Source organism: Yinghuangia sp. ASG 101, from assembly GCF_021165735.1.
In the GTDB taxonomy this organism is placed as follows: Bacteria; Actinomycetota; Actinomycetes; order Streptomycetales; family Streptomycetaceae; genus Yinghuangia.
Map to the genome: position 1 here is coordinate 6,803,194 of NZ_CP088911.1, position 26,627 is coordinate 6,829,820.

23 protein-coding genes are annotated in these 26,627 nt (G+C 73.3%); 12 read left to right on the forward strand and 11 right to left on the reverse strand.

The features are described 5' to 3' along the window. The first annotated feature begins 179 nt into the window (after positions 1-179). Together LO772_RS29090 and LO772_RS29095 are read left to right on the forward strand one after the other, a co-directional pair. Positions 180-3,944: a non-ribosomal peptide synthetase gene (locus LO772_RS29090; RefSeq protein WP_231774990.1), complete on the forward strand. Its 3,765-nt coding sequence runs from the start codon at positions 180-182 to the stop codon at positions 3,942-3,944. 200 nt (positions 3,945-4,144) lie between these two features. After that, positions 4,145-5,830 (forward strand): (2,3-dihydroxybenzoyl)adenylate synthase, encoded by a 1,686-nt coding sequence (locus LO772_RS29095; RefSeq protein ID WP_231774991.1) that lies wholly within the window; start codon positions 4,145-4,147, stop codon positions 5,828-5,830. Between the two features lie 98 nt (positions 5,831-5,928). Here LO772_RS29095 and LO772_RS29100 read toward each other — a convergent pair whose 3' ends face one another. The 8 genes from LO772_RS29100 to LO772_RS29130 form a co-directional block, all read right to left on the reverse strand. Continuing rightward, on the reverse strand, positions 5,929-6,621 hold the full coding sequence (locus LO772_RS29100) for a hypothetical protein (protein ID WP_231774992.1): 693 nt from the start codon (positions 6,619-6,621) through the stop codon (positions 5,929-5,931). Continuing rightward, positions 6,618-6,752 carry a hypothetical protein gene (locus LO772_RS35965; protein WP_269453113.1) on the reverse strand — a complete coding sequence of 45 codons (135 nt, stop codon included), beginning with the start codon at positions 6,750-6,752 and terminating at the stop codon, positions 6,618-6,620. Before LO772_RS35965 ends, LO772_RS29100 begins: the two co-directional genes overlap by 4 nt. Next, complete coding sequence (locus LO772_RS29105) at positions 6,749-7,630, reverse strand: ATP-binding cassette domain-containing protein (RefSeq protein WP_231774993.1); 882 nt, start codon at positions 7,628-7,630, stop codon at positions 6,749-6,751. The genes LO772_RS35965 and LO772_RS29105 overlap by 4 nt, the downstream gene beginning before the upstream one ends. Continuing rightward, positions 7,627-7,962 (reverse strand): PadR family transcriptional regulator, encoded by a 336-nt coding sequence (locus LO772_RS29110; protein ID WP_231774994.1) that lies wholly within the window; start codon positions 7,960-7,962, stop codon positions 7,627-7,629. Before LO772_RS29110 ends, LO772_RS29105 begins: the two co-directional genes overlap by 4 nt. A 40-nt stretch (positions 7,963-8,002) precedes the next feature. After that, positions 8,003-9,604: a PucR family transcriptional regulator gene (locus LO772_RS29115; protein ID WP_231774995.1), complete on the reverse strand. Its 1,602-nt coding sequence runs from the start codon at positions 9,602-9,604 to the stop codon at positions 8,003-8,005. A gap of 234 nt (positions 9,605-9,838) precedes the next feature. Continuing rightward, entirely contained in the window at positions 9,839-11,065 is a 1,227-nt protein-coding gene (locus LO772_RS29120; protein WP_231774996.1) for a pyridoxal phosphate-dependent aminotransferase, read from the reverse strand. Between the two features lie 549 nt (positions 11,066-11,614). After that, positions 11,615-12,082, reverse strand: coding sequence for a hypothetical protein (locus LO772_RS29125; RefSeq protein ID WP_231774997.1), 468 nt, complete (start codon positions 12,080-12,082; stop codon positions 11,615-11,617). A gap of 305 nt (positions 12,083-12,387) precedes the next feature. Then, on the reverse strand, positions 12,388-13,425 hold the full coding sequence (locus tag LO772_RS29130) for a LacI family DNA-binding transcriptional regulator (RefSeq protein ID WP_231774998.1): 1,038 nt from the start codon (positions 13,423-13,425) through the stop codon (positions 12,388-12,390). 450 nt (positions 13,426-13,875) lie between these two features. Here LO772_RS29130 and LO772_RS29135 point away from each other — a divergent pair, with 450 nt between their 5' ends. Beyond that, positions 13,876-14,961, forward strand: a complete 1,086-nt coding sequence (locus LO772_RS29135) for a baeRF2 domain-containing protein (protein ID WP_231774999.1) — start codon at positions 13,876-13,878, stop codon at positions 14,959-14,961. A 17-nt stretch (positions 14,962-14,978) separates the two neighbouring features. Here the strand turns inward: LO772_RS29135 and LO772_RS29140 are convergent, their stop codons facing one another. Next, positions 14,979-15,440: a MarR family winged helix-turn-helix transcriptional regulator gene (locus LO772_RS29140; protein WP_231775000.1), complete on the reverse strand. Its 462-nt coding sequence runs from the start codon at positions 15,438-15,440 to the stop codon at positions 14,979-14,981. 183 nt (positions 15,441-15,623) lie between these two features. Between LO772_RS29140 and LO772_RS29145 the strand changes: the two genes are divergently transcribed. The 5 genes from LO772_RS29145 (at position 15,624) to LO772_RS29165 (ending at position 21,146) form a co-directional block, all read left to right on the forward strand. Further along, entirely contained in the window at positions 15,624-17,069 is a 1,446-nt protein-coding gene (locus LO772_RS29145; RefSeq protein ID WP_231775001.1) for an MFS transporter, read from the forward strand. 60 nt (positions 17,070-17,129) lie between these two features. Continuing rightward, positions 17,130-17,816, forward strand: coding sequence for a TetR/AcrR family transcriptional regulator (locus tag LO772_RS29150; RefSeq protein WP_231775002.1), 687 nt, complete (start codon positions 17,130-17,132; stop codon positions 17,814-17,816). Positions 17,817-18,280: 464 nt separating this feature from the next. Beyond that, on the forward strand, positions 18,281-19,609 hold the full coding sequence (locus LO772_RS29155) for an acyl-CoA dehydrogenase family protein (RefSeq protein WP_231775003.1): 1,329 nt from the start codon (positions 18,281-18,283) through the stop codon (positions 19,607-19,609). Further along, entirely contained in the window at positions 19,606-20,664 is a 1,059-nt protein-coding gene (locus tag LO772_RS29160; protein ID WP_231775004.1) for a phosphotransferase family protein, read from the forward strand. Before LO772_RS29155 ends, LO772_RS29160 begins: the two co-directional genes overlap by 4 nt. A gap of 53 nt (positions 20,665-20,717) precedes the next feature. Then, positions 20,718-21,146 carry a pyridoxamine 5'-phosphate oxidase family protein gene (locus tag LO772_RS29165; RefSeq protein ID WP_231779774.1) on the forward strand — a complete coding sequence of 143 codons (429 nt, stop codon included), beginning with the start codon at positions 20,718-20,720 and terminating at the stop codon, positions 21,144-21,146. 74 nt (positions 21,147-21,220) lie between these two features. Here the strand turns inward: LO772_RS29165 and LO772_RS29170 are convergent, their stop codons facing one another. Both LO772_RS29170 and LO772_RS29175 read right to left on the reverse strand, forming a co-directional pair. Continuing rightward, positions 21,221-21,718: a hypothetical protein gene (locus LO772_RS29170; RefSeq protein ID WP_231775005.1), complete on the reverse strand. Its 498-nt coding sequence runs from the start codon at positions 21,716-21,718 to the stop codon at positions 21,221-21,223. A gap of 13 nt (positions 21,719-21,731) precedes the next feature. Next, positions 21,732-22,082, reverse strand: a complete 351-nt coding sequence (locus LO772_RS29175; protein ID WP_231775006.1) for a type II toxin-antitoxin system TacA family antitoxin — start codon at positions 22,080-22,082, stop codon at positions 21,732-21,734. A gap of 199 nt (positions 22,083-22,281) precedes the next feature. On the opposite strand from LO772_RS29175, the gene LO772_RS29180 reads away from it, so the two are divergent. From LO772_RS29180 to galK, 4 genes are read left to right on the forward strand one after another with little or no spacing between them, the layout of a single operon-like run. Next, positions 22,282-23,340 carry a LacI family DNA-binding transcriptional regulator gene (locus LO772_RS29180; protein WP_231775007.1) on the forward strand — a complete coding sequence of 353 codons (1,059 nt, stop codon included), beginning with the start codon at positions 22,282-22,284 and terminating at the stop codon, positions 23,338-23,340. Between the two features lie 10 nt (positions 23,341-23,350). Further along, positions 23,351-24,457 carry a galactose-1-phosphate uridylyltransferase gene (gene galT, locus LO772_RS29185; RefSeq protein ID WP_231775008.1) on the forward strand — a complete coding sequence of 369 codons (1,107 nt, stop codon included), beginning with the start codon at positions 23,351-23,353 and terminating at the stop codon, positions 24,455-24,457. After that, positions 24,457-25,470, forward strand: coding sequence for a UDP-glucose 4-epimerase GalE (galE, locus tag LO772_RS29190; RefSeq protein ID WP_231779775.1), 1,014 nt, complete (start codon positions 24,457-24,459; stop codon positions 25,468-25,470). The genes galT and galE overlap by 1 nt, the downstream gene beginning before the upstream one ends. Then, a complete protein-coding gene (gene galK, locus LO772_RS29195; RefSeq protein ID WP_231775009.1) occupies positions 25,467-26,624 on the forward strand; it encodes a galactokinase in 1,158 nt (385 codons plus the stop codon). Before galE ends, galK begins: the two co-directional genes overlap by 4 nt. Positions 26,625-26,627 lie beyond the last annotated feature (3 nt).

The window sequence follows — 26,627 nt, forward strand, 5'->3', positions numbered from 1 at the left end:
CCTCGGCGCGCGGGTCTGGGGCGGCCGGGGAAGCGGCCGTCATCTGGGGGAAGCCTTGCCTAAGTTAGGTTTGCCTAGCCTATATTTGTGGGCGCCTGGGATCAGTGTCAAGGCTGCGTCCGAGCCCCGGGGCATCACGATGTGAACGATCCGGACAATCGCGGCAAAGGAGTATCAGCGTGCGTTTGACGGCCGAGGAGCTACGCCGAGACGTTGCTCAACTGCTCGACGTGGAACCGGAATCCGTGCGGGACGACGACGACCTCATCACGCACGGTCTGGACTCCCTTCGACTCATGCGGCTCGCCGGCGGCTGGCGTCGGCGCGGTGTCGAGGTCACGTTCGCCGATCTCGCCGCGAACCCGAGCGTGGGCGCGTGGCTCGCGCTGCTCGGCGAGGGAGGGGTGTCGCCCGAGGCGGCCACGGCGGCGCCGGACACCCCGGCCGACCCCGGATCCCCGGCCGAGGAGGGAACGTTCCCTCTCGCCACCATGCAACACGCGTACTGGATAGGCCGGTCCGAGAACCAGGCGCTGGGCGGCGTCGCCGCACACCTCTACGTGGAGTTCGACCACGGCACCGCCACGGGCGGGGAGACCGCCGACCCGGCGCCGGGTTCAACTGCGCTCGTCGACCCCGCGCTCGGTCCAATTGCGCTCCTCGACCCCGCGCTGGGCCCGACTGCGCTCCTCGACCCCGCGTTGGGTCCGACTGCGCTCCTCGACCCCGCGCTGGGCTCGACTGCGCTCCTCGACCCCGCGCGGCTCGAAACCGCCGCGCGGGCGCTTGTCGCGCGTCATCCGATGCTGCGTGCCCGGGTGACCGACGACGGCCGTCAGGAGATCCTGGCGTCCCCGCCGCAGCCCGTGCTCCGCGTCGAAGACCTGCGCGACCTCGACGAATCGGCCGTGGCCGCACGCCTCGACGTGATTCGCGACTCCTGCTCGCACCAGGTCCTGGACATCGAGGCGGGCCAGGTGTTCGACCTGCGCCTTACGCTGCTGCCCGGCGGGCGCGCCCGCGTGCACCTCGATGTCGACATGGTCGCCGCGGACGCCCTGAGCTACCGCACCCTCCTCGCCGACCTCGCCCACCTCTACGAGCACCCCGACCGTCCGCTGCCCGAGCTTGGGTACGACTACCGCCGCTACCTCGCCGAGCGCCCCCCGCTGCGGTCCGCCGCGGCCGAGCGCGCCCGCGCCTACTGGGACGAGCGCATCCCCGACCTGCCCGGCGCCCCCGATCTCCCGCTGCGCCCGGAAGGCCCCGGGGCGACCGACGGCACCGAAGGCACCGCGCCGGCCCGCGACATGACGCGCGTCACCCGCCGCCACCTCTGGCTCGCGCCGGAGGCCAAGGCGGGCTGGACCGAGCAGGCGCACGCCCACGGCGTCACCCCCGCGATGGCACTCGCGACGGCGTTCGCGACCGTCCTGGCCGCGTGGAGCGCCGAATCACGGTTCCTGCTCAACGTCCCGCTGTTCGACCGCGAGGAGATCCACCCCGATGTGCCGCGCCTCGTCGGCGACTTCACCGGATCGGTGCTGCTCGACGTGGACCAGTCCGAGCCCCGCACGTTCCTCGAGCACGCGCGCGCCCTCCAGGCCCGCATGCACGCCGACGCCGCGCACGCCGACCAATCCGGGCTCAACGTCCTGCGCGACCTGTCCCGCGCCCGGGGCGAACAGGTCCTCGCCTCCGTCGTCTACACCAGCGCCCTCGGCCTCGGCGAGCTGTTCGACCCCGCGGTGACACGCCTGTTCGGCGAGCCAACGTGGATCATCTCGCAGGGGCCGCAGGTGCTCCTGGACGCCCAGATCACCGAGGTGCGCGGCGGGCTGCTCGTCAACTGGGACATCCGCGAGAACGCGTTCCCCGACGGCCTCGCCGACGCCATGTTCGGCGCGTACCACGACCTGGTCACCCGCCTCGGCACCCACGCGGAGGACTGGAACCGCCCTCTCGGCAATCTCACCCCCGCGAGCCAACTCGCCGTCCGCGACCGGGCCAACGACACCGCCGCGCCGCGCTCGCACCGCCGGCTCCACGACGGCTTCTTCGCGCACGCCGCCGCCCGCCCCGACGCGCCCGCGGTGCTGTGGGGGACCGACGACCAGACCGACGACCAGACCGACGACGAGACCGACGACGAGACCGACGAGCCGGGCACCGCCGGTTCGCCGACCGGGCGGCTCACGTACGGCCGCCTCGCGGACCGGGCGCTGCGCGTCGCCGCTGCGCTGTCCGAGCGCGGGGTGCGCCCCGGCGACCGCGTCGGCGTCACGCTGCCGAAGGGGCCCGACCAAGTGATCGCCGTCCTCGGGGTGTTGGCCGCCGGCGCGGCCTATGTCCCGGTCAGCGTCGAACAGCCGCCCGCCCGGCGCGAACGCATCCACACGACCGCCGGCATCGCCCTTGTCCTCGACACCGACGGCGGCACCGGGGCGTCACCCGTCGCCGAGGCCCTGCCGCTCGCCACCGCCGCCGCGCACCCGAAGCCGCTCGACGCCCCCGTGCCCGGCTCCGAGGACGACACCGCCTACATCCTGTTCACGTCCGGATCGACCGGCGAACCCAAAGGCGTCGAACTGCCGCACCGCGCGGCCATGAACACCATCGACGACCTCAACACCCGCTTCGCGATCGGCGCCGACGACCGCGCGCTCGGGCTGTCCGCACTCGACTTCGACCTGTCCGTGTACGACATCTTCGGCCTCCTGTCGGCCGGCGGCGCCGTCGTCGTGCTGCCCGAGGAGGACCGCCGCGAGGCCCCGCGCTGGGTCGAACTCGTGCGCCGGCACCGGGTCAGCGTCGTCAACTGCGTGCCGCCGCTGCTCGACATGCTGCTCACCGCCGGTGCGGCGGCGGGCGACGGCGCGCTCGGCGACTCCCCGCGCGTCGTGCTCCTGGGCGGCGACTGGGTCACCGTCGACCTGCCCGCCCGCCTGCACGCGCAGGTCCCCGCGTGCCGGTTCATCGCCCTGGGCGGCACCACCGAGACGGCCATCCACTCGACCGTGTACGAGGTGCCCGCGGGTACCGAACTCCCCGCCGAGTGGCGGTCCGTGCCGTACGGAACGCCACTGGGCAACGTCCGCTGCCGCGTCGTCGACGAGCGGGGCCGCGACCGCCCCGACTGGGTCCCCGGCGAACTGTGGATCGGCGGCGACGGCGTGGCCGCCGGATACCGCGGCGACCCCGCCCGCACCGCCGACCGCTTCCCGACCGTCGACGGCCGGACCTGGTACCGCACCGGCGACCTCGCCCGGTATCTCCCGGACGGCACCCTGGAGTTCCTCGGCCGCCGCGACCACCAGCTCAAGCTGCGGGGCTTCCGTATCGAGGCCGGCGAGGTCGAGGCCGCTCTCGCCACCGCCCCCGGCGTCCGGCGCGCCATCGTCGGCATCCACGGCCCCGCGCTCGTCGCCGCCGTCGCCGCGGCCCCGGGCACGACGCCCGAGCAGACCGTCGAGCACACCCGCGCCCTGCTGCCGCCCCACATGGTCCCCGAACACGTCGTGGTGCTCGACGAGTTCCCGCTCACCCCGAACGGCAAGATCGACCGGCGCGCGCTCACCGCGCTGTGGGACCGGCGTCCCACCGACGCGGCGCACAACCCGCCGCGCACCGACGTCGAACGGGTCATCGCCGCGATCTGGTCCGAGGCGCTCCCCGACGGCACCGGGCCGATCGGGCGCGACGACGACTTCCTGGCCGTGGGCGGCGACTCCGTCCTCGCCACCGCCATCGTCGGGCACCTGCGCGAGGCCCTGGACACCACCCACGTGACCGTGCGCGCGGTGTTCGGCACGCGCACGGTCGCCGCACTGGCCCGGCACCTCGCCGAGCGCCACGACGCGCCCGCCGATCTCGAACAGGCCGCCGGCCTCTACCTCCACGTCGCCGCACTCACCGACGACGAGGTCGCGGCGGCACTGCTGTGACGGCCGGGTGACGGCAGGTCCCGGCCGCCCCCGGCACGGTCTCCCGCGCGGACCGCGTGCCGCGCGGGAGACCCCGGGCCCGTGCCTTCCCGGCACGGGCCCGGGCACCACGCGCGGGACGCCCCGCACGCGCCGGCGCCGCCGCGCCCCCCGTCTCCGACCCCGCCCCCACCCGCCCCGACCGGACGACAAGGACACCGATGACCGCCACCCCCGCCCTCTCCGAGCCCGAACCCGAGTCCGCACGGGCGACCGCCCCCGGTCGGCTGGACGGCTGGACGCCGTGGCCGGACGAGTTCGCCCGCCGCTACCGCGCCGCGGGGCACTGGCGCGGCGATACCCTCGGCGACCTCTCGCGCGCCTGGGCACGCACGTGGCCCGAGCGCACCGCGATCGTCGACGCGTCCGCCCGCCTGACGTACGCCGAACTCGACCGGCGCGCGGAACGCACCGCGGCCGGGTTCGCGGACCTCGGCATCCGCCCCGGCGACCGGGTGGTCGTCCAACTGCCCAACACCGCCGACTTCGTCGTCGTCCTGCTCGCCTTGCTCCGCCTCGGCGCGGTCCCCGCCCTCACGCTGCCCGCCCACCGCGCGCACGAGATCGGGCACCTGGCCGCCCTCGCCGACGCCGTCGCGTACGTCGCCCCCGACACCCACGCCGGTTTCGACCACCGCGAACTCGCCCGGGGCCTGCGCGACTCCGCGCCGTCCGTGCGCCACGTCGTCATCGCCGGCGACCCCGGGCCGGCCGACGACGGATTCGTCGCACTCGACCGCGTCGACGCCGAACCGCGCCCGCTCGCGGGACCCGACGCGTCCGACGTCGCCCTGCTCCTGGTGTCCGGCGGCACCACCGGGCTGCCCAAGCTCATCCCGCGCACCCACGACGACTACGCCCTCAACGCCCGGGCCAGCGCCGAGGTCTGCGCGCTGACCGGCGATGACGTCTACCTCGTCGCGCTGCCCGCCGCACACAACTTCCCGCTGTCCTGCCCCGGCATCCTGGGTGTCCTCGGCGTCGGCGGCACCGTCGTCCTCGCCTCGGCGCCGAGCCCCGACGTCGTCTTCCCGCTCATCGAGGCCGAGCGCGTCACCGTCACCGCGGTCGTCCCGCCGGTCGCCGACCTGTGGTCGATGGCGTGGGAATGGGAGGACGGCGACCGCTCCTCGCTGCGCCTGCTCCAGGTCGGCGGCGCGCGCCTGAGCGCCGACCTCGCGCGCACCCTCGGCCCGGCCCTCGGCTGCACGGTGCAGCAGGTCTTCGGCATGGCCGAGGGGCTGCTCAACTTCACGCGGCTCGACGACTCGGCGGACCTCGTCGCCGAGACCCAGGGCCGTCCGCTCACCGACGACGACGAGGTCCTGGTCGTCGACGACGACGGAAACCCCGTCGCGCCGGGGGAGATCGGCGAACTGCTGGTCCGCGGGCCGTACACCATCCGCGGCTACTACCGCGTCCCCGAGCACAACGCCACCGCGTTCACGCCGCAGGGCCACTACCGCAGCGGCGACCTGGTCCGTCGGCTCCCCAGCGGCCACCTGGTCGTCGAAGGCCGCGTCAAGGAGGTCATCAACCGGGGCGGCGAGGGCGTCCCCGCCGGAGAGTTGGAGGAACACCTCGCCGCGCACCCCGCGGTCCGGCAGGTCGCGGTGATCCCGCTGCCCGATCCCGTGCTCGGCGAGCGCGTCTGCGCCGTGGTCATCCCCGCCACCTCCGGTGGCGCGCCGACGCTGCCGGACCTCAAGGCCTTCCTGACCGGGCGCGGTCTGGCGGCGTACAAGTCCCCCGACGTGCTCAAGATCGTCGACGAACTGCCGCGCACCGGCGTCGGCAAGATCAACAAACGCGAACTCACCGCCCGCTTCGGGCCCGGCCGAGGCTGACCGCGTCACCACCCGCGCGCACCACCCGCGCGCACCGGGCGGGCCGCCCCGGCGGCCCGCCCCGACGCCCGCATGCGAGACGGGACGGCCGCGCGGTCTCACACGGACGACAGCGGGCGCATGTGCGGTCGCCGCCGCATGCGCCGCGCCGAGGTGACCGCGACCGCCGCGGCGAGCACCGCCGTGGCCGCCACGCCGTGTGCGGCCCCGCGCACGAAGAAGTCCGTGCCGGTGTGGTCGATCGCGTACGTCCCGATCTCACGCCCCGACCAGAAGGGCAGCAACCGCGCCGCGGGCGACGCCGGATCGATCATCATCTGCATCCCGGCCGCGACCAGCAGCAACAGCGCGCCCTCCAACTCGCGGGGCACCAACTGCCCCAGCAACAGCCCGAACGGTGCCGCCGCGGCCACACACAGCGCCATCGCCGCCGCGATGGCCCCGAGGCGCACGCCCGGCTGGTCGACCGCGACGAGCACGAGGTAGGGCGCGGCCAGCACGAGGCCCAGCAGCCACAGCGCGAGAACCCGGCCCGCCCATATGTGCGTTCCGCGATAGCCGGAGACGCCCAGCCGCTGTTCCAGGACCCGGCCGCCGTGCCCGACGAACAGCGCCGCCGCGCTCACCGCCCAGCTGAGCCCCAGGAACAGGAAGCGGATCGACTGGCCCGTGTGCTCGTTCGCCCGACTCAGGTAGAACGGGAGGGGGAACAGCGCCAGGAGCACCAACACGCCGCGTCGGCGCAGGAGTTCGCGGGCGGTCGCCTCGGCGACGGCGAGCAGCTTGGTCATCGTGCGGCCACCTCGGTGGTGTCGGTCCTGTCGGTCCTGTCTGTCGTGTCGATCGCGTCGATCGCGTCGATCGCGTCGGCCGGGAGGGCCGCCGTGTCCGCCGCGCCGCCCGTGGGGGAGGAGCCGGTCATCGGCCGCCGCGTCCCTTCCCGGCCCGCCGGGCCGCCGTTCGCGTGCCGGAGGGCGCCGCCGTCTCGGTCAGGTCGAGGACGGTGTCCACCCGGTCGAGGCGGTCCAGCAGGTGCGTCACGACGACGACCGCCTTCCCCGCGTCGCGCCACCGCCAAATGCGCTCCCAGAAATCCAGGTACGAGCCTCGGTCGAACCCTTGGTACGGCTCGTCCAGCAGCAGGATGTCCGGGTCGCCGAGCGCCGCGAGCACGACGTTGAGCTTCTGCCGCGTACCGCCGGAGAGATGCCCCGCCGCGACCGGGTCGGGCTGCGCCCAGCGCAGGGACCGCGCGTGGCCGCGCCCGTCGTCGCGCGACCGGGCCCGCGACAGCCCGCGCCCCGCGCCGACCAGGACGAAGTGCTCGTCGGAGCTGAGGAAGTCGCTGGTGCCCGCGTCCTGCGGGCAATAGCCGACCGAGCCGTCCACGGCCACGTGGCCGGTGTCGGGCGACGCGATGCCGGCGCAGATCCGCAGGAACGTGCTCTTGCCGCAGCCGTTCGCCCCGACGACCGCAGCCACTTCCCCGGCACGGACATCCAGGTCGACTCCGCGCAGCACGTGGCGGCGGCCGTGGCGCTTCCCGATGCCGCGGGCGCTCAGCCGCAGCGGACCACCGGGACGCGCGCGGGGGAGGCCGCGGGTGGCGGGGTGCCCGAGGCTGTCCGCGACGGCCTCCGCGTACCGGTCCGCCGCGCCGAACACGGAGGCCGCGGGCTCGCCGCTGTCGCGCAGGTGTGCGGCGGCCTCGTCGACGACCTGGCCCACCTGCTCCGGGAGGAGGCCCCGTCGGCGCAGCTCCTCCGCGAGGGCCGCGAGCCAACCGAAATCGTCCGTCACGTCACCACTCCCTGGAGAATCGCGTCCACACGCCCGCCGAAGTCCCGCCACTGCGCCGCCTCGTCGCGCAGCACGGTGCGGCCGTTCGCGGTGAGCCGGTAGTACTTGCGGGCGGGACCGGAATCGCCCGATCGCCAGCGGGCGGCCACGAGCCCGGCCTGTTGCAGCCGCAGCAGTACGGGATACAGCGTGCCGCCGCGGATGTCACCGAGCCCGGCCGTCTCCAACTGCCGTACCAGCTCGTAGCCGTACGACTCACCCTCCGCCAACAGCCCCAGCACACACAGGTCGAGCACTCCGCGCAGCCACTGGGCGCGCCGTCCGGCATCCACGCGCCATAAGGTAGCAGCACCGGCTAGATGGCTTCGCCACCTAGCGGCGGGAGTGCGGCGACCGGGCCTCGGAGCGGTCGTGGATGTGCAGGGCGAGCCACAGGTCGTGGCGGGCGCCGGGGAGTTCGAGGAGCGAGCGGCCCAGGTCGCGGCCGGTGCGGACGAGGCGTTTGCGGGTCGCCGAGACGGACAGCCCCAGCGTCTCGGCCGTCGCGGCGACCCGTGCGTCGTGGGCCAACCAGCAGCGCACGGTGCGCAGTCCGGTGTCCGAGGGATGGGCCAGCAGCGGCCGGATCTGCCGCTCCGACCAGGCGACGGCCTCGCTCGAGTCCAGAAGTGCCGTCAGGGGCACGGCGGCTCCGTCGGCGACCGGCGGCGGCGCGTCATGACCGCCGTCGGGCAGTGAGCGTTCGCGGACGCGCAGGGCCAGCGACACGATCGACTGGTCCGCGATGCGGCCGAAGTCGATGCCCAGCAACTCCGAGACCAGGCGCAGCCGTTCGCGGGTCGTATTGCGGTGGATGTCGAGGCCGCGCGGGGCGTGCTGGGCCAGGCGCAGCCATGTGCGGGTGGTGTGCAGCAACTCGTCGGCGTCCGGCGCGGTGCGGCGCGGCGGCTCGTACGCCAGCAGTGGGCGCAGGAAGTCCAGGGCCCAGTCGTCCGCTTCCGGCCCCAGGAGGAGGGCCAGCTTGGTGCGCGACTCGAACCGCGAGCGGCCGGGGTGCGATCCGGCCGCGTACAACGCGTGCAGCGCCTGCTCGTACCCGGTGCCGACCTCCCGCAGCGGCACCGTCGTGCTCAGGCCGACGGCGCAACCGGCCTGCCGCACGAGGCGGTTGGCGACCTCCTCCAGGTCCGCGGCGTGGTGGGCCGGGGCGAGCAGCACCACCGCGTCGTGCCGCACCGACGCCCGGAAGGCCCAGAACGACGCCCCGAGCGCATCGGGGTGGTCCCGGTAGCGCGTGCGCAGGGCGCGGGGCACGCCCTCCAGCACGCACAGGCGCACGGGGTCGGGAAGCGTCCGGCCCAGCCCCTCCGCGATCTGCCGGGCGACGGCGGTCTGCCCCGAGCACAGCAGCCGGAACGCCGTCTCGGTGAACCTCCGGCGCATGTCGGCGAGGACGCGGTCGGCGTGGTCCGCGCGTTCGGCCCGTGCGTGGACGCCGAGGGCCCACGCCGTACGCGCCACGGCGGCGGGCAGCCCCGGTGGTCCGGGCGCGTCCGCACTCACCAGCAGGAGTGTTTCGCCGGTGCCGTCCCGGACCGCGGCGACGTGGTGCAGCCGCCCGGCCCGGTGCACGGTCGCGGACACGCGGCGCCCGGCCGTCACGGCCCGCACGTGCGGATGCGTCAGGACGTCCTCGGGCAGCGGACCGCGGCCCGCGACGACGCGCGCCCGGTCGGCGTCGCCGACCTCGATCACGGCCGCGTCGCACCCGAGTTCCACGCCGATGCGGTGGATCGCCCGGCGCGCGGCGGGTGCGCGACCGGACGGGGCGTGCGGGTCCGGAACCCCCTCCGGTGCCAGCAAGGCCCGGGCGTACTCGGGGCCGTCCGACGAGCCGTCGTCGGCCGCGAACCGGCCCGCCCCGCCGCCGAGATCTCCCGCGGCACCGGCGAAGGAGGGTTCGGTCTCTCGCACAGTGGTCACCTCCCGTGGGGGAAGTCTGTACCTCCTGTTCGGCGAATATCCCCGGCGGCCATCGGAATCGGCCGGATTCGAGGGAACTCCATCGGCGAGTCCGCCCGGTGCGCAGGGGAGTTGGGTGATGCCGGGGAAACGGGACCGCCGCGTCGCGGGCGGGGCCCCGCACCGCGAGGGCGGGAGGCGGCGGTCGGCGCCGGACGGCGCGTCCCGCCGCGCCCGTCACGCGCCCTACTCCGTCTCGGCGGTGCCCAGGACGTCGTCCAATGCCTCCTCCAGGTGCCGCAGCGCGGCGGCGATCCACGGGAGGGTCAGCGGTTCCTCGGCGGCCAGCGCCGCCTCGCGCTGGTCGGGGGCGGTGCCGTACAGCAGCGAGGTCGCCACGCGCAGCCGCAGTGCCTCGGGCGCCTCGCCGAAGACGTGGCCGGGCAGGACCACCACGCCGTGCCGGTCGAGCAGCAGGTCGGCCAGGTCGGCGCCGGTGGTGACGCTCCACTTGCGCGACAGGTGCGCGCGGCGCGCGTCCAGGTCCGGGTAGACGTAGAACCCGCCCTGCGGCGCGGTCACCCGGGCGCCGTGCGCCGCCCACCGGGCCGCGACCGCCTCGGCCACGCGCGCGTGCAGCCGCGCACTCGCCGCGACGTGCTCGACCAGCACCTGCGGCTCCTCGTACGCCAGAACCGCCGCGCGCTGCACGGGCACCGCGGCCGTGGACCACACCTCGCTGGCGATGCCGAGGACGTGTGCGCGGAGCCTGCGCCCGTGCGCGCTGTCCGGGAACCGCGCGATGCCGAGCCGCCAGCCGCCGAGCGCGTGGCTCTTGCTGAGGCCCGCGGTGACCACGGTCCGCTCCGGCGCGAACAGGGCAGGGAACGCCACGGATTGGCCCGGGTGCGCGACCTCGCGGTAGATCTCGTCCGAGACGACCGTGAGGTTGTTCTCGCGTGCGACGCGGCCCAGGCTCTCGACGATCTCGGGCCGGGCGATCGTGCCCGTCGGATTGTCGGGGAGGGTCACGATGACCTGCCGGATCTCGCGTCCCGCCGCCCGGGCCAGGCCGAGCGTCCGCGCCACGCGCTCCGGGTCGGGCACCCCGCCGCCGCCGGGCGGCGTGTCGACGTGCCACACCCGGGAGCCGAGCAGTTCGTCGTGGGCCGCGTAGCTCACCCAACTGGGCCGGGGGAGGATGACGTCCCCGCCGCATGCCATGCGCATCGCGAACAACAGGGCCTTGCTGCCCGGCGCGACCACCACCTGCTCGGCGTCGGTGCGCAGGCCCCGGCGGGTCCAGTAGCCGGCCGCCGCGGCGCGCAGTTCCGGCAGCCCGGCGACGGGCCCGTACGCGTTGCGGCCGGACGCCGCGCGCAACTCGTCGCGCAGCAGCGGATGAACGGGCAGCCCGGCCTCGCCGAAGCCCATCGGCAGCACCCGCTCACCGCGTGCGCGCCGTTGCTCCATTGCCTCGTTGGCCGCCAACGTTGCCGAAATCCCGAGCATGAACACCCTTACTGTCGTCGGTTTACCCCGCCTTTGGCCATGGAAGGGCAAAAGGCAAATCGCAGGATAGACCGTTCCGCGCCCCCGTCAATATCCCCTGCGAGCACCGTCATCCGGATGTCGGGAAGGAAATTCAGCTCGTCGTGCACATGTGTACCCGGCCCCCGGGCCACGGTGCGAGAATTTCCCTTCCGTCGGCCGCGGGGGCTCCGTAGAATCCGGGCAGAGGGCACTCGAAGTGCCGTTCGCCACCGGTGTGATCTGTGCTTTTCCGGGAAGGTGCCGGTACACGAGCGGCGCGCGGGATATCCCCGCGGAAATCCCGAAAATACGGTTTCGGCTGCCCGGAAAACGAAAGAACGGGTGCGGATATCGCCGTCGTCATGTCGGTGGCGTGCCCTGGACATCGTGTGACGCCGCCCGGAGAACGGATATTCCGTGGTGCCGGCAAAAGGAAACGGCGGCCTGCGTGGCCGCCGTTTCCGGGTGTGATCCGAACGCGTCACCGCACTACGGAGCGCTGCCCAGGGCCTGCCACAGCGGGAGCTTCCCGGTGGCGATGTGGATGCCGCGCGACACGATGCGCGCGTTGGTGGTGTCGAGCGCCGACAGCCGCGACAACGGCACCGGGCCGTCGTCGTGCAGACCGCAGCACAGCAGCAGCAGGGTGCGCAGCCCGTCGTCGTACGGGCTGTCCGGGTCGTCGGCCAACTCGCGCAGCGCGTCCCACTGGACCTTGGCGTAGCGGCCGTCGTCCGTCCAGGTCAGGCATCCCGCGTACAACTCCGGGCGGCGCACGAATGTGCCCTCCTCGGTGAGGATGTACGCCGCGGCCTCCGCCGCCGGGTCGTCCGCGGCCCCCCGGTACAGCGCGGCCTCGATCACCTCCGACGACAGGGCCGGCACCGCCGCGCCCGCGCGGCGCCTGGCGGCGGCTTCCGCTCCCTCGTGGTCCGTGGTGCTGTGGTTCGTACTCATATGGCGCCTCCGCGCGCGCCGTACGAGGCGGGGAACGAACTGCCCTCGGTCTCACCCGCGTTGCCGACATACCCCGCAAGCGCGGCGCAGTACGCCGGCCTCCGTGCGTCCCTCACGTCCATCCGTCTCGGCCCTCCCGTCCCCGTCGTGCCAGCGAAGGCGCGATGGCCCTCAACGGAGAAGCCTAGAACGTGAAGACGGCATCTGCCGGATACCGTGGAAATGAACACGCTTTCCCCCGTGGGCGGTCCCCTACACCGGGCCCGCCGAAAACGGCCGAACTCCCGGTCCCCGCACGGCGCCTGTCACCCCGCCAGCGGGTACGGCACCGCCCGGCTGGAGTCGCGCACCACCAACTCGGGCTGCAGCACGATGCTCCGGTGCGCGTGCCCGTGCGGCGCGACGTCCTCGGTCTCGTCGAGCAGCAACTCGGCCGCGGTACGCCCGATGTGCGCGGCGGGCTGGCGCACCGACGTCAGCGGCACCACCGCCGCGGCGGCGAACTCGATGTCGTCGTAGCCGACCAGGGCGACGTCCTCGGGCACCCGCACGCCGGCCGCGTACAGCGCCTGCAACACCCCCAGCGCGAGCAGGTCGTTGGCGCAGAACACCGCGGTCGGCCGCGGTGTCAGGCCGAGCAGCCGTGCGCCCGCGTCCCGGCCCGAGGCGACGTCGAGCCGTTCGGCCTCGATGTGCACCACGGAGCCGTCCGGCAGGCCCGCCTCGCGTAGGGCGGCCTTCGCGCCGAGAAGGCGGTCGCGGACCTGCGTGAGGTGCCCCGAACCGGACACGTACACGATGCTCCGGTGCCCCGCGTCGAGCAGGTGCCGGCCGGCCAGCGTGCCGCCCATGACGTCGTCGACCGAGACCGAACAGCCGTCCGCGAACGGCAGCGTGCGGTCGACGAGCACGAACGGGATGCCCCGCGAGCGCAGCGCGTCGACGGCCCGGCCGCTGCCGTCGGCCGGCGTCACCAGCACGCCGCGCACACGCTGCTCCGCGAACAAAGCGAGGTAGTCGGTCTCTTCGTCGACGCTGCCGGCGCTGTTGCAGACCATCACGCCCAATCCGGCCGCCCGCAACGTGCGTTCGGCGCCCTTGGCGACGTCGGCGAAGAACGGGTTGGCCAGGTCGAGCACCAGCATCGCGACGATGCGGCTGCGGCCGGCCCGGAGGTGGCGTGCGGACTCGCTGCGGACGTAGCCGAGTTGGGCTATCACCGTGCGCACGCGCAGCCGCGTCTCCTCGGCGACCATCTCCGGATTGTTGATCACGTTGGAAACGGTCCCCACGGACACGCCCGCCTGGCGCGCGACGTCCTTGATGCCCACCTTGCCAGTCACCAGATGTCCCCGCTGCCTTTCCCCGCCCATATCCCACGCCGCGTACCGACCGCAAGGCGCCATCGTAGAGGTGGGCCTGATCGCGGCGGCATCCCGGTGCCGCCGAGGAACGGCGATTCATGCCAAAGTGCTAAAAAGCCGGTAAAAGGAAAAAACGCTGCGTAAACGTCATTTCGCCGCGCCTTAAGGCTCCGCGCCCGGACGATGCCACGACGCCGCCGACGCGAGTCCGTCCGCTCCCCGACCCGAGGGCGCCCGCACCGCCCGGGAGTTGCCCGCCGACCCCGCCCGGGACGGCCGCCACCGGCCGTCCCGCACGATCGTTCGGGCCGAGCCGGCCCCGTCCCGGACGGCAGGTCCGGGACGTCCGGGCCCGACGAACCGGGCCGCGGGACGTGTCGAATAACGGCCCGATCCCCGGGTAGCCGCAGGCACGTGAACCTGAGCTTCTTGCGAGAGATCTACGAAAACGACGGACCGTGGGCCACGGCGTACGTCGGGACCCGCCGCGATGTGGAGAACGCGCCCAAGGAGATCAGCCTGCGGTGGCGCGGACTTCGCACGCGGCTCGCGGAACGCGGCTGCGACGAGAAGACGCTCGCCGCGATGGACGCGGTGATCGGCAACGACCGCTTCCGGGGGCACCCCCACGGCCAGGCGGTCTTCGCGGCCCGAGGCAGAGTCGCCGGGGTCTACGAGCTGCCGGCCGAGCCGCCCCTGGACTCCGCGCACTACGGCGCTCTCCCGCACGTGATGCCGCTGTTGGCGCAGGTGGACGCCCCCGTGCCGTGCCTGGTCGTGCACGTCGACCGCACCGGCGCGGAACTGGTCGCGGAGGACGCCGACGGCAACGCGGCCGACCGAAGGGTCACCCCGGTGACGGACGACACCGCCCCGATCCACAAGGTGCAGGCCGGCGGCTGGTCGCATCCGCGTCTCCAGCGCCGGGCCGAGAACACGTGGGAGGCGAACGCGCGCGGCGTCGCCGAGGAGGTCGAGCGCACCGCCGCCCGGATCGGCGCCGACGTCATCGCCGTCGACGGCGACCCCCGGGCCCGCGGACTGCTCCGCGCCCACCTGGACCGGCCGTGGTCCGACCTGCTGGTCGAGGCCGAGGGCAGGAACGGGTCGACCGTGCGCGACGCCGTCGAGCAGGTCCGCGAGAATACGCGCGAAGCCCTCGCCGACCGGTTCTGCCGCCGCCGCGCTGACGGCGAAGGCAGCGTCGAAGGGCTCACCCCCACGGTGGAGGCCCTGGCCGCCGCCCGCGTCGACACCCTGATCCTGCACAACCACCCCGAGTCCACGGCACGGCTGTGGTTCGGCCCCGAGCCGGGCCAACTGGCGATGACGGAGGCGGAATTGCTCGCCCAGGGAGTCGCCGAGCCGCGGTGCGACCGCGCGGACGCCGTGTTGGTCCGGGCCCTGACGACGAGTGCCGCCGCACTCGAGGTGGTCGAGGAGCGCCACCTCGGCCTCAAGGAAGGCGTCGGCGCACTGCTGCGGCAGATGGAACGCGCCGAGGCGCTGCGCTGAACCCGGGGCGCTGAACCCTAGGGCCGGGGCCGCGGCCAGGGGCGTTCCGCGAGGCGTTCGATCGTGGTGTTGAAACGCTTGAGGTAGGCCGCCAACTCGGCGACGTCGTCGGCGTCCCAGTCGGCCAGCAGGCGGTCCAGGCCGCGGATCATCGTGGTGCGCTCGACGTCCAGGAGGCGCAGGCCTTCCTCGGTGAGGCGGAACTTGCGGGCGATGCCGCCCTCGGCGTCGGAAATGCGTTCGAGCAGGCCGCGGCGCAGCAGCGCGCCGGTCTTGCGGTTGAGCGTCGAGACGTCCAGACCGAAGGTCTCGCTGAGCTGCCGGAGCGACAGGGGGCCTTCGACCCGGATGCGGGTGAGCAGTACGTAGGCGCTGTTGTCGAGGTGGCCTTCGCCGCCCATGGCCCGCGCGGTCATCGTGAAGTGTCGGCCGAGCAGCATGGTTTCGTACTCGACCAGGTCCGTGGCCTTGTCCGCCATGCCTGTTCCTTTCCCGTTCCCGCGGCGGCGACGGCCGTCGGGTGCCCGCCCCGAGCGGCGACGGCGGCACGTGCGCACGCTCTGTTGTGCATCTTACACATGTTGTGCGTGCCGCATATTCTGTGTACTGTGCACATAATATGCAGGGCGCACACGGGCGTCCGACCTCGGGGAGGGACGCACGTGCACAGCCCGACGCCCACCCGAAAGCCCGGCGGCATCGTCGTCGTGCTGGCCTTCGCGGGCATCACCGCGTCGCTGATGCAGACGCTGGTCGTACCCCTCCTCGGTGACATGCCCCGCCTGCTGGGCACCTCCGCGTCGAACGCGACCTGGGTCGTCACCGCGACGCTCCTCGCGGGCTCGGTCGCCACGACCGTGCTCGGGCGGCTCGGCGACCTGTACGGCAAACGCCGCATGCTGCTGGTCTGCACCGTGCCGCTCATCGCGGGCTCGGTGGTCTGCGCCCTCGCCGGATCCCTCGCCACCATGATCATCGGGCGTGCCCTGCAAGGCATCGGCATGGGCATCGTCCCCCTCGGCATCAGCGCGCTGCGCGATCTCCTGCCGCCCGAGCGGCTGGGATCCGCGATCGCGCTGATCAGCTCGTCCCTCGGCATCGGCGGCGCACTCGGCCTGCCGCTCGCGGCGATCGTCGCGGAGCGCTCCAGCTGGCGCGCGCTGTTCTGGGGCGCCGCCGTGCTGGGCTGCGTCATCGCCCTGCTGATCTGGCTGCGCGTCCCGGCCACGCCGCCGCGCGCCAGCGGCACCTTCGACTTCGTCGGCGCCGGCGTGCTCGGCAGCGGGCTCATCTGCCTGCTGCTGTCGGTCTCGAAGGGCGCCGACTGGGGATGGACGAGCGGCACCACGCTGGGTCTCGGCGGCGCGGCCGTGGTCGTCCTGCTGACGTGGGGCTGGTGGGAACTGCGCACCAGGCACCCGCTGGTGGACCTGCGCGTGACCGCCCGCCCGCAGGTGCTGGTCACGAACGTCGCGTCGATCGCGCTGGGCCTGTCGATGTACGCGCAGGCGCTGATCCTGCCGCAACTCCTCCAACTCCCGAGGTCCACCGGGCACGGGCTCGGCCAGACGATGCTCGCGATGGGCCTGTGGATGGCCCCGGCCGGGCTCGTGATGATGCTGCTCTCCCCGGTCGGCGCGCGGCTGTCGGACGCCCGCGGGCCGAAGGTGACGCTCGTGGTCGGCAGCCTCGTCCTGGCTCTGGGCTACGGGAGTTCCGTCGTCATGCTCGGTTCGCCGTGGACCGTGATGATCGTCTCGGCGGTCTGCTCGATGGGCGTCGGGCTGGCGTACGGCGCGATGCCCGCGCTCATCATGGCGGGCGTCCCGGAGACGGACACCGCGGCGGCCAACAGCTTCAACACCCTCATGCGCTCGATCGGGACGTCGGTCTCGGCCGCGATGGTGGGCGTGGTCCTGTCCCAGATGACGGTCGAGCGCGGCGGGCTCGCGGTGCCGTCGGAGGGCGCCTTCCGGACCGGCATGCTCATCGGCTGCGCGCTCGCGCTCGTCGCCGCGGCGGTCGCGTCCGTGATCCCGGTGCGCCGGACCCGCCGCGCCCCCGGGTACGCCGTCGCCCCGGAGACGTCTCCCGCGACGGTGGCCTGACCTGCACACCTGGTGACGGGCGCGCACAACGGGTGGCGCGCGGCGGGCTAGGATACGCGCATGTCCCCCCAGCACCGCCGTGACCAGAGCGGCGAGTCTCCGACGCTCGCGCAGCGGGCGGTCCGCCGCCGCGTGGCGGGCCTGGAGGAGACCGCGCAGTCCGACGTCGAACGCCTGATGGAAGCCGGACTCGCGCTCATGGTCGAGAACGGCGGACGCCGCGGCCCCCGGGTGGCCGACATCGTGGCGGCGGCCGGGCTCTCCAACGACGCGTTCTACCGCTACTTCGGCAGCAAGGACGCCTTGGTCGAGGCGATCGTCGAGCAGGGCTCCCGCACGGTGGTCAGCTACGTCCGCCACCGCATCGCCGCGGCCGACGGCCCTCGCGAGCAACTCCACGCCGGCGTCGACGCGATCATGAAGCAGGCCTCCGACGCCGACCTGGCCAGCAAGACCCGCGCCGTCCTCAGCAACTCCACGATGGTCTCGTCCGGGACGACCACGGGCCCCCGCCACGGCACGGTCGCCCTCGTGGACGAACTCGCCGAGTTGTTCGTCGCCCCCGTGACCGGCGTGGGGGCCACCGACCCGGCCCGCGCCGCGCGGGTCATCGCGACGACGGCGGTCGCCTCCATGCAGTACTACCTGTTCCGAGGCGAAGTCCCCACCGAGGACGACTTGGCCCACCTCTTCGCCTTCACCGCCGCCGGTACGACGGCCGAACGGGACAGTTCCCCCACGGGCTGAACCGGCCGGTCCCGCCCCGCTCCCGTCGGCCGGGGGCACCGACGGCGCGAACCCCGCACCCGCGCACCCGGCGGACTCATCGGACGCCTTGCGCGGCGCGTTGCGGCACGTCGCTCCGACCAGCGGATCGGCCCCGCGCGGCCCGCCGGCGCCTTGCGCGCGACCGCTCTGCCGGGTGGGTCCCGGCGCGGACCGCCACGGTGATGTCGGCCCGTGGCGCGGCCCGCTTGCACGCCTCGTCCGCGGCCCCGGCCTGCACGCCCCGAGACCGCCCGGGGGCTGTGGTGTTCGCCACGGTGGGCATGCCGTGGCCCGGCGTCCGCGCGGGGTCTCCGATCCTCGCAAGATGAACATTCCTGGAGAGAAGAATGTCATTCTGCTATGTTGCGAAGGACATTCCACGCGTGCTCGCCGCCGCGTCGTGAAGTCGCCCGTATCACCGCCGAGGCAGAAGGAGCCGCCCGATGTGGGATTTCAGCACGGAACCTGAATTCCAGGCCAAACTCGACTGGGTGGCCAAGTTCGTCAAGGAGGAGGTCGAGCTGATCGACATCCTCTTCCCGGGCCACGGCGAGCCGTACGACCGGGACAGCGAGGTCTTCCACAAGGTCATCAAGCCCATGCAGCAGAAGGTCCGGGACCAGGGGCTGTGGGCCGCGCACCTGCCGCCGCACCTCGGCGGGATGGGCATGGGCCAGGTCAAGCTGGGGCTGCTCAACGAGATCCTCGGGCGGACCTCGTGGGCGCCGATGATCTTCGGCACCCAGGCGCCCGACTCGGGCAACGCCGAGATCCTGGCCCACTACGGCAACGAGCGGCAGAAGAAGGAATTCCTGGAGCCGCTGCTTGCCGGCAAGATCGTCTCGACGTACGCGATGACCGAGCCCACCGGCGGTTCCGACCCGGGCGGTTTCAGCTGCACCGCGGTCCGGGACGGCGACGAGTGGGTCATCAACGGCCAGAAGTGGTTCGCGTCGAACTACCCGTACGCCGCGTTCGTCATCGCGATGGTCATCACCGACCCCGACGTCCCCGTGCACCGCGGCTCGTCGATGCTGCTCATCCCCGCCGGCACCCCCGGTATGGAGATGATCCGCGGCACCGGCCTGAGCGGCGAGAAGCTCGGTGAGGAAGGCGCCCACGGCTACCTCCAGTTCACCGACGTGCGCGTGCCGGCGGAGAACTGCCTCGGCGAGCCCGGCGCCGGCTTCGCGATCGCGCAGACCCGCCTCGGCGGCGGCCGGCTGCACCACGCGATGCGCTCCATCGGCCTGTGCAAGCGCGCGCTGGAGATGATGACCGAGCGCGTGGTCAGCCGGACGACGCGCGGCAAGGTGCTCTCGGCGCAGCAGTCCGTGCGCCAGGACCTGGCCGACACCTGGATCCAGCTGGAGCAGTTCCGCCTCCAGACCCTGCACGCCGCGTGGCAGGTCGACCGCTCGAAGGAGACCGGCGACCCGGCGCACGCCGAGCTGGCGCGCCTGCACATCTCCGCGGTGAAGTCCGCGACCCCGAAGACGCTCGTCGACATCATGTACCGCAACATGCACCTGCACGGCGCGCTCGGTGCGTCGAACGAGCTGCCGATCATCCGCTGGTGGAACGCCGGTCCGGTGCTCGGCGTGGCGGACGGCCCGACCGAGGCGCACAAGGACGTCGTCGCGAAGCTGCTGCTCAAGCACGCCGTCCCGGCCGAGGACAAGCTGTTCGGTTCGGAGCACATCCCGACGCGCCTGGCCGAGGCCCGCGCGAAGTACGCGGACGTGCTCAAGGGAACGGACGGCGCCAAGTGACCGAATCCCCCAAGAAGCCGGACGCCCCCCTCGTCGACCTCGACCGCCTCAACCAGTGGTCGCAGCTCGGCGAACTCCCGGGCGAGGGGCCGGTCGAGTCCCTGACGCGCCTGACCGGCGGCGCGCAGAACCTGCTGTTCACGATGACGCGGGCGGACGGCACCGAGCTGGTCCTGCGCCGTCCCGGGCGGTACGCGGGCCCCGAGGCCGCGGGGCCGTTCATCCGCGAGAGCCGCGTTCTCACCGCCCTGTCCGGCACCGACGTGCCGCACCCGCGCCTGCACGGGTACAGCGTCGACGACTCGGTCATCGGCGTGCCGTTCTCCGTTCTGGAGAAGATCGACGGGTTCATGCCGAGGGGGCAACTGCCCGGCACGTACGGCACCGACCTCGAATGGCGCCGCAAACTCGCCTTCGAACTCGTGGGCGGGGCCGCGAAGCTCGCCGCGGTGAACCCGGACGATGTCGGTCTCGGCGACCTCAGCAAGACCGAGGACTGGGCCCAGCGCCAGGTCGCCCGCTACCTGCGGAACCTGCACGCGTACCGCGAGACCGAGGGATACCGCGAGACCGAGTCGCCCATGGTCGACCCGATCAGCGACTGGCTCAAGGCGAACGCGCCCGGCGACGTGCACATCGGCTTCGTGCACGGCGACCTCCAGTTCGCGAACGTCATGTTCAAGCACGACGCTCCCGAGCTCGCGGCGATCGTCGACTGGGAGATGACGAGCCTCGGTGACCCGCTGCTGGACCTGGCGTGGATCCTCACCGCGTGGCGCGAGGCCGGCGACCCGCCCGGCAGCGACCCGCAGCTCCAGCCGTGGGAGGGCATGCCGAGCCGGGCCGAACTGGTCGAGTACTACGGCAAGCTGACCGGCCGCGACACCACCGGCTTCCGGTGGTTCCAGGTGCTGGCGTGCTTCCGGCTGGCATCGCTGCTGGAGGGCAGCTACGTCCGTTCGCTGGGCGGCAAGATGGACGCCGGGCTCGGCCGAGGCCTGCACGACTACGCCGCGTGGCTGTGGACACTGGCCGCGCAGGAGGTCGGGTTGTGACCGAGCGGGACGTCCGGGAGGACACCGGGCAGCGCAAGGGCAGGGCCATCGCGATGACGGCGGACGAGCGCGACGCGTTCCTGCGCGAGGCGGCGATCTGCCGCGTCGCGACCGTCGGGGCCGACGGCAGCCCGCACGCCACCGCGCTGTGGTTCGTGTGGGACGGCACCTCGCTGTGGCTCAACTCCCTGACCCGCAGCCGGCGTTGGATCGACCTGGAGCGCGACCCCCGCGTCAGCGTGGTCGTGGACGACGGCGGCAAGGACTTCCTGAGTCTGCGCGGCGTCGAACTCCAGGGCCGCGCGGAAGCCGTCGGAGAGATCCCCCGCACGGGCGAGCCGGTCGACGAACTCGTCGAGCCCGAGCGCCTGTTCGGCGACAAGTACGCCAACGGCGAGTTCCGCTACGACGGTCGCCACGGCTGGCTCCGCCTGACTCCGGAGAAGACGGTCAGCTGGGACTTCGCCAAGCTGCGCCGCTGACGATCTCGACCACGAACACCCGCTGCACCCGGAATATCCCGGGTCCAGCGGGTGTTCACCCGCACCCCGCAGGTTCACCCGCCGAGATCGGCGACGATATCGCTGACCTTGCGAAAGAGCCGGGTGTCTCCGGCGATGCGTTTGAACCCGTACCGCTCGTAGTACGTTGCGGCACCTTCGTCGATCGCGTCGACCAACACGAATCGTGCCGCCACGAGTCGTACTGCCTGAGCGATGTGCTCCAACGCGTCGGCGAGGAGGACACCGCCGAGATTGCGGCCCTGCAAGGTCTTGTCGAGCGCGAGTCGGGCGAGCAGGACCGCAGGCGACTGGTCGGGGCTGCCTCTTCGCATGCGGGAAGAAGGCAGTTCCTCCTTCTCGACGATGTGTCCGGCAAGGGAGAAGTACGCCAGGACGTTTGCACCGTCGTGTCCGCACCACACGAACGTTCGCGCGGTGTTGTCGCGTGTGGTGTGCCGAGCACTGTCGCGTAACCACAGGTTCAGTTCGGGCCTGCCGCAGTCGAACGTGTCGAGCACGTGGTCGTCGCCCAACGGCATTGATTCGTACACGTGCGGTGCCTCGCTACTTCCGTTCGATGATGGCGCGGCGGCGCCGCGCGGCCTCGGCCAAGGGCTTGTTGCGCTCGGCCGGAACATCCAGCGAGGCGATCATTGCCTCGTAGAAGTCCGCTGGAACCACGGTTACTTGCTCGCGGCGCAGGACGTCCTCGGCCGCTTGCCGGGTGGCTTCCAACACGAACGCCGTGGTGGTGACCCTGCTGGCACGTGCGGCGCGCTCGAACAACTGCTTGTCCTGTGGGGCGATGCGAAGTTCGAGCCGGGAAGTTCCGGCGGTGGTGCGTCGACCGGTCCTGGGGAGTGTCGGTGGTTTCGGGTGGTGGGACGTCGAGTGCTTTGTTGTTTCGGCGCTCACGATGGGTTCTCCGGTCCGCGGGAGCGAGGTGCCGCCCTGCTCCCGCGTGAGAGGCGATTCGGCTGTACGTACACCGTACGTACAGGACCGTGAGATGGGCAAGCCCGCTGCGGGCAGGGCTGGTGGGTGACTAGGGGAGTAGGTTATGTTTGCGCAAACATTCCCTCCGAAGGCATCAGGCGACGTGAAGGGCGGGTGTATGGCCGGCTCTCGGAAAGCCGCACCCAAGGCGCGGCTCGGGGCGGCGCGGGCGTCCATGGCGGATGTCGCGGCGTTGGCCGGGGTCTCGGCGCAGACGGTGTCGCGGGTCGTCAACGGCAGCGCGCGGGTCGATCCGGAGACCGAGTCCCGGGTGCGGCGGGCGATGCGGGAGGTCGGGTACCGGCCGAACACCGCCGCGCGGGCGTTGGCGACCGGGCACAACCGGATGATCGGCGTCATCAGCTTCGACCTGCGGACGTACGGCAACGCCCGGGCGCTGGAGGCGGTCGTCGAGGCCGCGCAGGGCCGGGGGTATTCGGTGCATGTCGTGACCGCGCGCGAGCACACCGGCGCGGCGGTGGGGGAGGCGTTCGACCGGGTCGGGCGGCACGACGTGGACGGGGTGATCGTCCATCAGGCGGACGTGCTGGACGCCCGGTTGGCGCTGCCGAGCGGTATGCCGGTGGTCGTCATCGACGGGGACGAGGACAACCGGCTCCCGGGCGTGCAGACCGACCACGGCGCGGGCGCGGCCTCCGCGGTCGAGCACCTGCTCGGGCTGGGGCACCGCACGGTCGTCCACCTCGCGGGCCCGGAGGGCTCGTTCCCCGCGCGCCATCGCGCCCGGGCGTGGCGGCGGGTACTCGACGCCGCCGGGCGCCCGGCACCGCGCGCGGTGCACGGCGACTGGACCGCGGAGAGCGGGTACCGGCTGGGCCGCGCGCTGGCCGAAGACCCGGACACGACGGCGGTGTTCGTCGCGAACGACCAGATGGCCCTGGGTCTGCTGCGCGCCCTGCGGGAGGCCGGGCGCGACGTGCCCGGGGACGTCAGCGTCGTCGGTTTCGACAACATCCCCGAGTCGGCGTACTTCCCGCCGCCGCTGACCACCGTGGACCAGGACTTCGCGGCGATCGGGCAGGCGAGCGTACGGCTGCTGCTGGACCAAGTGCCGGCCGGGGGGAGGCCGTCACCGGGCACGGAGCACGTCGCGCCGCGCCTGGTCGTGCGGCGGAGCACGGCGGCTCCGGCGGGGCACGAGCCCCCTCGACCATGAAGGCGGAGTCATGCAACGCGTGACGACGCGGCTCGCGGACGGCCGCGAACTGCTCTACTACTTCGACGGCCCGGTCCCGGGGGACGGCGTGCCGGCGGACCGCCGCGACCTCGCGCCACACCGGCCCGTGTCCGAACTGCGGTACGACGCCCTGCGCGACGAATGGGTGGTCGTGGCCACCCACCGGCAGGGCCGGACGCATCTGCCCGGCGACGACGCGTGCCCGCTGTGCCCGTCCACGGCCGACCGGCTCTCGGAGATTCCCGCGCGCGGGTACGACGTGGCGGTCTTCGAGAACCGGTTCCCATCCCTCGCCGCAGCCGCCGGCCGGGCGAGCCGAACGCCGGGGCGGACCCCCGACACGCCGGGGCTGTTCGCGGTGCGCGGCGGCAGCGGCCGGTGCGAGGTGGTGTGCTTCACCAGCGACCACGAGGCGTCGTTCGCCGACCTGCCCGCGAAGCGGGTGCGCACGGTCGTCGACGCGTGGTGCGACCGCACCACCGCGTTGTCCGAACTCCCCGATGTAGAACAGGTCTTCCCCTTCGAGAACCGCGGGGAGGAGATCGGCGTGACCCTGGCGCACCCGCACGGCCAGATCTTCGGCTACCCCTTCGTCACGCCGCGCACCCGCCGGATGCTGGCGAACGTGCGCGACCACCGGGAACGCACCGGACGGAATCTCCACGAGGACCGGCTCAACGCCGAACTCGCCCACGGCGTCCGCCTGGTGGCGCGCACGGAACGCTGGGCCGCGTTCGTACCGGCCGCCGCGCGGTGGCCGTTCGAGGTCCACCTGTATCCGCTGCGGCACGTACCGGACCTGCCGGCCCTCGACGGCGCCGAGCGCGACGACCTCGCCGTGGTGTACCCGGAGATCCTGCGCGGTCTGGACCGGGTCTTCGGGGTGCGCATGCCCTACATCGCCGCATGGCACCAGGCGCCCGTCCGCCGCGACCGCGAATCCGCGTGGCTGCACCTGGAGTTGTTCTCCACCCGGCGCGCCCCCGGGAAGTTGAAGTACCCGGCCGGGTCCGAGTCCGGCATGGACGTCTTCATCAACGACATCGCTCCCGAGCACGCCGCGGCGCTGCTGCGCGGCGACGAGGAGGCCGCGTGATGCGGGTCATGGTGACCGGCGGCGCCGGGTACATCGGATCGGTGACCACGGCGATGCTGCTCGCGGCGGGCCACGAGGCCACCGTGCTGGACGACCTGTCCACCGGGCACCGCGACGCCGTCCCGGACGGCGCGCGGTTCGTCGAGGCGGATGTGCGCGCGGCCGGCGACGTACTCGCGCGCGAACCCTTCGACGCCGTACTGCACTTCGCCGCGCGCTCCGTGGTCGCCGACTCCGTCGCGGACCCCGCCGCCTACTGGCACGCGAACGTCGGCGGCACCACCGCCCTGCTGGACGCGGTCCGCGCGCACCGCGTGCCGAGGTTCGTCTTCTCCTCGACCGCCGCGGTCTACGGCGACCCGGCCGAAGTCCCGATCGCCGAGACGTCCGCGACCCAGCCGACCAATCCGTACGGTGCGACGAAACTCGCCGTGGACCACATGATCGGCTCCCACGCGACCGCGTACGGGCTCGCCGCGGTGTCGCTGCGCTACTTCAACGTCGCGGGCGCGCACGGGGACTTCGGCGAACGGCACGCCCGCGAGACGCACCTCGTCCCGCTCGTGCTGGAGGTCGCCCGGGGGCTGCGCGAGCACATCGTCGTCCACGGCACCGACTGGGACACCCCGGACGGGACGTGCGTCCGCGACTACATCCACGTCGCCGACCTCGCCCGGGCGCACGTGCTCGCCCTCGACGCCGCGACGCCCGGGCGGCACGAGGTCTGCAACCTCGGGAACGGCGTCGGGTTCTCCGTCCGCGACGTCATCGAGACCGCACGGCGGGTGACGGGTCGGGAGATCCCCGAGCGGCAGGGGCCGCGCCGCGCGGGCGACCCCGCCGTCCTGGTCGCCGCGGCCGACCGCGCCGCCGCGTTCCTCGGCTGGCGGCCCGAACACCGCGACCTGGCCGGGATCATCGCCGACGCGTGGGCGTTCCACCGTGCTGACGAGCGAACGGGCCCCGCGGCGGCCGTCGCGGGCACGGCCGAGGCGGGGCCGGAGGGGTCGTGACGCCGCGCGCCTTCGCCGAGGTCCTCGGCCGGCCTCCCACGCTCGCGTGGCGCGCCCCCGGCCGCGTCAACCTCATCGGCGAACACACCGACTACAACGGCGGGTTCGTGCTTCCGGCGGCGATCCCGTACGGTGTCACCGCCACCGTCGCCGCGCGCGCCGACGACCTCGTGCGCGTCGCGTCCGCGCAATTCCCGGGACCGCCCGCCGTCGTCCGGCTCGCCGACCCCGAGCCGGGCACGGTGCCGGGCGGTGCCGCATACGCCGTGGGCGTGGTGCGGGAGATGCGCCGCCGCGGGCTGCCGGTGGCCGGTGTCGACATCCACCTCGACGGGGACGTGCCGCAGGGCGCCGGGCTGTCGTCGTCGGCCGCGCTCGCGTGCGCGGTGACCGGGGCCCTCGACGCCTTGTGGGGGCTGGGGCTGCCGGTGCCGGCCCTGGTCGACGTCGCGCGTCGCGCCGAGAACGACTTCGTGGGCGTGCCGTGCGGGGCGATGGACCAGTCCGCCGCGCTGCTGTCCCGTGCCGGGCACCTGCTGTTCCTCGACACCCGTGACATGACCTTCCGTCACATTCCGTTCGCTCCCGAGCGGTTCGGGCTCGAACTCCTCGTGATCGACACGCGTGCCCCGCACCGGCTCGTGGACGGCGCGTACGCCCGCCGCCGCCGCGAATGCGCCGAGGCGTGCCGGGCCCTCGGCATCGCGTCCCTGCGCGACCTCGCAACCGACGACCTCCCGGCCGCGCTCGCCGGCCTGGACGACCGGATCGCGGCACGCGTCCGGCACGTCGTCACCGAGAACGCCCGCGTCCTCGCCACGGTGGCCCTGCTCACCGAGGGCGCCGACCCGCGCCGCGTCGGGCCACTGCTCGACGCCGCCCACCGCTCGCTCCGCGACGACTACGAGGTGAGCGGCACCGAGCTCGACACCGCCGCCGCGGCGGCCGTCGCCGCGGGGGCGTACGGGGCACGCATGATCGGCGGCGGGTTCGGCGGCTCGGTGCTCGCGCTCGTCGACGCCGCGCGCCGACCGCAGATCGCCGAGGCCGTACGAACGGCCGCGGCGCGCACGGGACTTCCCGAACCACGCTGCCTCACCGTCACCGCGGCACCCGGTGCCGGGCCGGTGCCGCCCGAAGGGCGCCGTGGGTGACCC

What these genes read in the sequence shown, in the direction of transcription:
- LO772_RS29095 (WP_231774991.1), top strand. Translation starts at nt 4,145, where the DNA reads ATGACCGCCACCCCCGCCCTCTCCGAGCCCGAACCCGAGTCCGCACGG.
- LO772_RS29100 (WP_231774992.1), bottom strand. Translation starts at nt 6,621, where the DNA reads ATGACCAAGCTGCTCGCCGTCGCCGAGGCGACCGCCCGCGAACTCCTG.
- LO772_RS35965 (WP_269453113.1), bottom strand. Translation starts at nt 6,752, where the DNA reads ATGACCGGCTCCTCCCCCACGGGCGGCGCGGCGGACACGGCGGCCCTC.
- LO772_RS29120 (WP_231774996.1), bottom strand. Translation starts at nt 11,065, where the DNA reads ATGGAGCAACGGCGCGCACGCGGTGAGCGGGTGCTGCCGATGGGCTTC.
- LO772_RS29125 (WP_231774997.1), bottom strand. Translation starts at nt 12,082, where the DNA reads ATGAGTACGAACCACAGCACCACGGACCACGAGGGAGCGGAAGCCGCC.
- LO772_RS29140 (WP_231775000.1), bottom strand. Translation starts at nt 15,440, where the DNA reads ATGGCGGACAAGGCCACGGACCTGGTCGAGTACGAAACCATGCTGCTC.
- LO772_RS29150 (WP_231775002.1), top strand. Translation starts at nt 17,130, where the DNA reads ATGTCCCCCCAGCACCGCCGTGACCAGAGCGGCGAGTCTCCGACGCTC.
- LO772_RS29155 (WP_231775003.1), top strand. Translation starts at nt 18,281, where the DNA reads ATGTGGGATTTCAGCACGGAACCTGAATTCCAGGCCAAACTCGACTGG.
- LO772_RS29165 (WP_231779774.1), top strand. Translation starts at nt 20,718, where the DNA reads ATGACGGCGGACGAGCGCGACGCGTTCCTGCGCGAGGCGGCGATCTGC.
- LO772_RS29180 (WP_231775007.1), top strand. Translation starts at nt 22,282, where the DNA reads ATGGCCGGCTCTCGGAAAGCCGCACCCAAGGCGCGGCTCGGGGCGGCG.
- galT (WP_231775008.1), top strand. Translation starts at nt 23,351, where the DNA reads ATGCAACGCGTGACGACGCGGCTCGCGGACGGCCGCGAACTGCTCTAC.
- galE (WP_231779775.1), top strand. Translation starts at nt 24,457, where the DNA reads ATGCGGGTCATGGTGACCGGCGGCGCCGGGTACATCGGATCGGTGACC.